The organism is Segatella asaccharophila (genome assembly GCF_054687055.1).
Genome location: NZ_BAACAN010000009.1, coordinates 141,548 through 148,753, shown reverse-complemented (window position 1 = coordinate 148,753; position 7,206 = coordinate 141,548). Strand labels below are relative to the sequence as shown.

The following is a 7,206-nucleotide window of genomic DNA, read 5'->3' as shown; positions in this document are numbered from 1 at the left end:
GGTACCGGGATCCATCAGATCACCGTGGATACGTATGATTATAATCATTCTTTGCTGGAAGGTACGATGATCCATAAACATGGGGAGTACTATTATTTGTTTGCATCAATAGGGGCGACCTCTCTGAATAATGGCAAAAGTACTTATGCAATGGTTGTGGTCCGTTCTAAAAATATTCTCGGACCTTATGTGGATAAAAAAGGCAGGAGTATCTTGAAGGGCACTAACTATGAAATCATTAATCAAGGTAACTCTCGCTTTTCCGGCCCTGGACACAATAGTGAGATCATAACGGATGATGATGGAAATGACTGGGTACTTTATCATGCCTATGATTTGAATCGTTCTTCTCCTGTCCGTTCCTTGATACTCAGCCAGGTGAAGTGGGTTGGCGGGTGGCCTGTCATTCATAATGGCACTCCTCCGGCTATTACGGAAACGCCTTATTTTAAGACTGCACGTCCCGCACCGGTTATTAAATAGTCTGATCTTTTACTTTTAACGTAATGCGTGATGGGGCAATTCTGTATGGGGCATACGATCTTTGCTGATCGTCCTTTTTTTTGGTAGTAAAGTCATGCAAAAACAATGGAGACTTCCATTTTTAAAGAATATTGATGATAAAAATATAGAGTGATATGAATAAAACATTAGTGTCCGGATTATTTCTCCTTTTCTCGGTGTGCGCCTTCGGGCAAGGAAAGGATTATACTGCTGGAAAAATAGCTGAGTATCGTGCTCATGCGATAATCTTGCCGCGTTTCGTCCCGCTGGAAGTAGGTGAGATCAGGCCTGAAGGATGGCTTCGTGACTGGGCTGAATATGCGGCCCATGGCGTTACGGGCCATCTGGATGAATATGAAGATGTCTTCCGTCTGGCTTGGAAAGGAGTTCCCATTAAGGCTCCCGGAGTTGGGCCGGAAGGTACGGGCTGGCCGTTGGAACAGTGTAGCTACTGGCTGGACGGAGCCGTAAAACTGGGATATATCCTGAATGATTCAGCATTAATCCACAAGACTTCAGCCCGGCTGGATCGTGTGGTTGATGGCGTTCTTAAGGGAGCGGACAATTTCATTTACTGGAAACCTGATGCGATCAGCAATGAGTTCAATGTCTGGGCTCATTCGCTGATGGGAAGGAGCCTGGTCTCCTACTATCAGGCTACTCATGATCCGAGGATACTGAAGGCTCTGGACAAGGTCTATTCCGGCTTTACTCTGAGACTGCCGGACAGCCGGCAGGCGGAGTCCTTGTCAGGCAGTATGGAACACATGCGCGCAAGCACTAACGTGGATGCCATGACGGAAACTTATGTGATGACGGGTGACCCTGCCATATTAAGGCACTTGAAAGAGTTTGGAACAATGCCGCCACTGTTAGAGTCTGAGAAAACATGGCTGGGATGCGACTGGAGACAGCCGGTAAAGGAAAACCAGTCGGTTCACGGCGTGACTTATTATGAAGCTGTAAAAGTTCCGGCGATAGCTTCGATGTGGTCAGGTGACCGGAACGGGATGGCAGCGGCTGAGCATATTCTTAAATGGGGAGAAAAACTGAACCTTCTGCCTTTCGGAGTCTGTTCTTCGGAGGAATACCTTGCCGGTATAGGACCGTTCAGGAATACGGAAACCTGTAATGTGCCGACATCAATGTGGAGCCTTTCCTGGCTGTTGCGTTTGAATGGTTCATCTGCCTGTGCAGACGAGATGGAAAAAGCTTTTTTTAATGCTGGTCCTGCTCCAGTGACCAGAGACTTCAAAATGCTGTGCTATTTCCAGTCTCCGAACCGTATGGATGCAGGCTGTCTGCCGGATAATCCGCCCATCGGCGGTCCTCCAGACATCGTCTTTACCCCTTATGGGGCGCCTACGCTGTGCTGTGCGGGGAATGTGAACAATACGATCCCGGACTATATTCAAAATATGTGCATGGAGTCCCTTGACGGGGGACTGGCATTCGTACTTTATGGTCCCTGCCGGATAGAGAAGGTAATAAAGGACAAACGCCTGAATATCCGTTGCCGTACGGAATATCCCTTTAATGACAGAATCTCAATCCGGGTAGGAAGTAGCGGAAAGGTGACGATGCCGTTCTACCTTCGTATTCCGGGATGGTGCACTGACTACTCGGTGAAGGTTAACGGAAAAAGAATAAGGGAGAAAAGCAAGGATGGATTCATCAAGGTCTTTCGTACATGGCAGGACGGTGATCGTATAGAACTGGTGTTCCCCATGATGGTGAAGGTAACGGCAGAGAGGGAGACTCCTTATCCCGATGTGAAATATTTCGCTACAACCAAGCCTGCTTCGGAGAGAAACGTGGAAAATCCGTTTGAATGTGTCACCTATGGTCCTCTGCTTTATGCGTTGCCGATCAGGGACATCAATGCGAATAAGAAGGATCCTGAAGCCAGGTATGATTATGCGCTGGATGTCGCTGCCGGAAGAGGAAAGAATGGTATTAAGATCGTAAAGACTAAGATGAAAGGTGGACCCTGGAAATGGGGACTCTATGAGGCTCCGGTGAAACTGCTGGTCAGGGCGAGAGCATTCAATTGGCGGCCGAGTGAAATGCAGCCCTTGCCGGAAGAGGCGGTGAAGGATGCGGGGAAGCCAGTGACAATAGAACTGGTTCCTTATGGATGTACCAAGTTCAGGGTAAGCATGTTCCCGGTAACGGAGGAAGCCTGGAAAAGTAAATGAAATGACCCTTGATTTACTGTGATTATGAAATCTCAATTTTATCCATGTAAGTGTAATCGATAATAGAGATCAGGTAAGAATATACATATCTTTTTGAAAATGAAAATCAGAAACAAATATTTTTCAAATAAAAACATAAAGGCTGCTTTCGTAGCAGTCCTTATGTTTTCTAATTTTCAGAGTGTTGCTCTGGCGCAGGATCCATGGAAAATAATGGCAGAGCATATAGACTCCACTCATTATTATGGCGTTACGGTGGCGAATGGAATGCTGGGACTTGTGTCATCCCCTCAGCCCTTGAAAACTTCATGCGTGGTTTTAGGGGGAAGCTATGATAAGTTCGGAAGGGGGGATGTGAGTAATTTCCTTCGTGGTTTCAATATATTGAATACGGAACTGGACATTGACGGAAACAAAATTTCATGCTCCAATATTCATAATTATACCCAGGAACTGGATATGAAGGATGCTGTTTTTATGGGGAAGTTTGATTTTGGGACTAAGGCTTCTGTAGCTTATTCCTTCTTTTCGTTGAGACAATTGCCTTATTGTGCCTTGCTGACGGTGGACATCGTTCCTCATACAGATATTGTTCTTCATGCTGCTAACGTGCAAGACCTCCCTGAAGGATTCAAAAATGGAGAAAATACGTATAGTGACATCGCTATAGGCCATGCCAAAGTTCGTTTGCTATCGACGGAATCAGAGAGCCCGACAGGCAAATTGAAGATGTGTGCTTCGTCTAGTTTCCTGTTCCCGACGGATATATCTGTACCTCAGGTGCATTATACCAGAATTAAGGATGGCGGGAAAGTTGAATTTGATTGTACCTTGAAAAAGGATATGCATTATAGGTTTGCCATAGTCGGTTCTACGATGTCCTCGGCAGTATCTTCGGATCCTATCAATGAGGTGAAGCGTCTGGTGGTATATTGCCAGATGGAAGGTATAGACAAGTTGGTCGACAGGCATAAGGCCTGCTGGGCGGATTTGTGGAAAAGTGATATTCAAATAAAGGGTGATCCTCAGTCCCAGCAGGATGTGCATAGCATGATGTATCATCTGTATTCGTTTGTACGTGCAGGATCGGCACTGTCTGTTTCCCCGATGGGGCTTTCTGGACTTGGCTATAATGGCCATGTTTTCTGGGATGCTGATTTGTGGATGTATCCTGCTTTGCTGTTGTTGCATCCGGAGCTGGCAAAATCAATGATAGAATATCGTTATGATCGTCTGAAAGCTGCGAAAGACTATGCCTTTGAACATGGCTATCAAGGTGCACAATATCCATGGGAGAGTTCTGATTCCGGTGGTGAAGATACCCCGGTATGGGCAATGAGCGGACCTTTTGAACATAGTATAACGGGATGTGTTGGCCTTGCAGCATGGCAATATTACTGTGTCACAAAGGACAGGAACTGGCTGGAGAAAAAAGGTTATCCTATCCTTAAGGAAACGGCTGATTTCTGGCTGAGTCGGGTGGAGCCTGATGCATCAGGGGCATGCCATATTCGTAATGTGGTTGCTTCAGACGAGTGGGCTGAGAATGTTGATGATGATGCGTTTACGAATGGCGTAGCAAAGGTAAACCTGTTGTGCGCGGCCAGGGCTGCGAAACTCTTGAAGGAACCTGTCAACCTGCAATGGGAACAGACAGCGGCTAAAATACCTTTCTATCATTTCAGTGATGGGGTGACAAAAGAGTTTCTTACTTATAAGGGGGAGAATATCAAGCAGGCCGATGTAAACCTTCTGCCTTATCCCTTGAAGTTAATTACAGAGGTATCACAAATCAGGAAGGATCTGGCTTACTATCAGGTCCGCGTTCCCGCTCAGGGTACTCCTGCAATGACACAGGCTATCTTCTCTTTGCTTTATTCCCGGTTGGGGGATGCAGGGAATGCATGGAAATATTTTCAGGATGCTTACCTCCCTAACTTGTTACCGCCGTTCCGGGTTATAGCAGAAACTAAAGGTGGCACGAATCCTTATTTCGCTACGGGGGCAGGTGGTGTGTTGCAAGCTGTGCTGATGGGATTCGGTGGCTTGGACATTGATTATGTGCATGGTGGAATAAGACAGGTAAGAAGTGTCCTGCCCGAAAACTGGAAAAGCCTGACTTTTACAGCTGTTGGTGCAAATCATTCGGCCTTCTCTAGAGAGAATCATTAAATGGTCTCTGTGAAGGGGGGATGATCAGGAAGCAGATGCTCATGTTTTAGACTTATATATTTGGCAGTTTTGTAGATTATTCGTAACTTTAGACGCTAAAAAAGATTTGAATCTCTGAATTGGTCGACAGATGAGGCGGTTAGTTGCAGTTCTTAATCAGGTAGACTGGTTCATGGGATTTTTTCCTGCCTTTTGCTGCTTCAGAGATATTATGAAGCATCTGGGGGCAAGTAGGGACGATGTCGAATGCTTTTTTAGTGATTTGCCTTTTGTGTAAAATGTTCTATAAGTCGTTTTGAATATGAGATAATGAAAACCAGATTTTTAATTTCTTGCGTGTTTTTATTGATGACCAGTACTGGCTCGGTATGCCTGGCACAGATGGTAGATCACCCTGACTTGACACAAAGGAGCAGGAACTATGTGGATTCCAGGGCTCCTCTGCAGCCTGCCAGTTTTATAAAGTTGCCGGTAGGCTGCATTCATCCGGCGGGCTGGATAGGCAAGTATCTCAACCTTCAGCGGGCTGGGCTCACCGGACATCTGAATGAAATATCTGCATGGTTGTCAAAAGATCATAATGCCTGGCTTACTCCAGGGGGTGATCATGGCTGGGAAGAGGTGCCTTACTGGTTACGGGGATATGGTGACCTGGCTTATATCCTTCAGGATAAGAAAATGCTCAAAGAGACAAAATTTTGGATTGAGGCTGTGCTGAAAAGCCAGAAAGAGGATGGCTCTTTTGGTCCTGTCAATATCTCGGACGGGAAACCGGAGTTGTGGGCTCATTTTATCATGCTGGATGTCCTTCAGTCTTATTATGAATATTCGGGGGACAAACGTGTGATTCCGTTTATGACACGGTTTTTTAAATGGGAGCAATCAATACCTGATGCTCGGTTCTTGAAAAACTATTGGGAGAACAGCCGTGGAGGAGACAATATGAGGAGTGTCCTGTGGCTTTATAATATTACGGGGGATAAGTTCTTGCTGGATCTGGCCGGGAAAATCCATCGTAATACGGCTGACTGGTGCCAGGAATCGACACTGCCCAACTGGCATAATGTGAATATAGTACAGGGATTCAGGGAGCCTGCAACTTATTTTAGTATGACGGGTGATTCTGCTTATCTGAAGGATGCTTATCATGACCAGTTCCTGGTCAGACGGGTATTCGGACAGGTCCCCGGTGGCATGTTCGGAGCTGATGAGAATGCCCGGATGGGATATATTGACCCGAGACAGGGCGTGGAACTCTGTGGTATGGTGGAGCAGATGGCCTCTGACGAATATATGCTCAGGCTTACCGGTGATCCTTACTGGGCTGCAAATGGTGAAGATGTAGCCTTCAATACTTATCCGGCAGCAGTGATGCCTGATTTTAAGGCTTTGAGGTATATCACCTCCCCGAATATGATTGTCAGTGACTCCAGGAACCATCATCCGGGGATAGATAATAGTGGTCCGTTCCTGTCTATGAATCCTTTCAGCAGCCGTTGCTGCCAGCACAACCATTCCCAAGGGTGGCCTTATTATTCGGAGAACCTGGTCTATGCCACGCCGGACAACGGTGCTGCTATAGCATTCTATGGAGCTTGTACGGCAAGGATGAAGGTCGCTGGCGGGAAGAAAATAACAATAGCCGAGGAGACTCAATATCCTTTTGATGAGAATATCCGCATTACTCTGAAAATGAAAGGGAAGGTGGAATTTCCTTTTTATCTGAGAATCCCCCGCTGGACGGACCATCCAGTGGTTTCTGTTAATGGGGAGGCTGAGGCTGTCTCTGTAGGCAAGAACTATCTCCGGGTGTGCAGAACGTGGAAGAACGGTGATACGATTATGCTCCGTTTCCCGATGTCTGTCAGGATGAGAACCTGGCAGACGAACGAAAACAGTGTCAGTGTCAATTATGGGCCGATCACGTTTTCTCTGAAAATCAAGGAGCGGTATGTCCGGCATAACTGTGAGGAGCATGCAATCAGTGACAGCCGGTGGCAGAAGGGAGTGGATGCTTCTCAATGGCCGGCGTATGACATTTATGCAGATAGCCCGTGGAACTATGCATTGGATTTGAATGAGAATCACCAACTCGTGGATATGAAGGTCATCAGAAAGCCTTTGGCGGATGGCCTGCTGCCTTTTACCCAGGAGAACGCGCCGATAGAGATCCAGACGAAAGGCTGCCGCATTCCTTCCTGGAAGGCTGCTCCTGATGGTCTGTGCGGAGTGCTGCCACGGGAGAATGCTCCGAGGTTGCAGCCAGAGACCATTACACTGATTCCCATGGGAGCAGCAAGACTGAGGATTTCTGCGTTCCCAAGATAAGATG

Annotated in this window: 4 protein-coding genes; all 4 read left to right on the top strand. The window is 46.8% G+C overall.

Translation table 11 applies throughout. The features are described 5' to 3' along the window. Positions 1-483 (top strand): family 43 glycosylhydrolase (locus ACYRYG_RS07600; RefSeq protein ID WP_460197930.1); only part of this gene is annotated, 483 nt, incomplete at its 5' end. A gap of 155 nt (positions 484-638) precedes the next feature. After that, positions 639-2,702 carry a beta-L-arabinofuranosidase domain-containing protein gene (locus ACYRYG_RS07595; protein WP_294074663.1) on the top strand — a complete coding sequence of 688 codons (2,064 nt, stop codon included), beginning with the start codon at positions 639-641 and terminating at the stop codon, positions 2,700-2,702. Positions 2,703-2,864: 162 nt separating this feature from the next. Next, positions 2,865-4,874, top strand: coding sequence for a glycosyl hydrolase family 95 catalytic domain-containing protein (locus tag ACYRYG_RS07590; protein WP_298671431.1), 2,010 nt, complete (start codon positions 2,865-2,867; stop codon positions 4,872-4,874). Positions 4,875-5,183: 309 nt separating this feature from the next. Further along, positions 5,184-7,202 carry a beta-L-arabinofuranosidase domain-containing protein gene (locus ACYRYG_RS07585; RefSeq protein WP_460197929.1) on the top strand — a complete coding sequence of 673 codons (2,019 nt, stop codon included), beginning with the start codon at positions 5,184-5,186 and terminating at the stop codon, positions 7,200-7,202. Positions 7,203-7,206 lie beyond the last annotated feature (4 nt).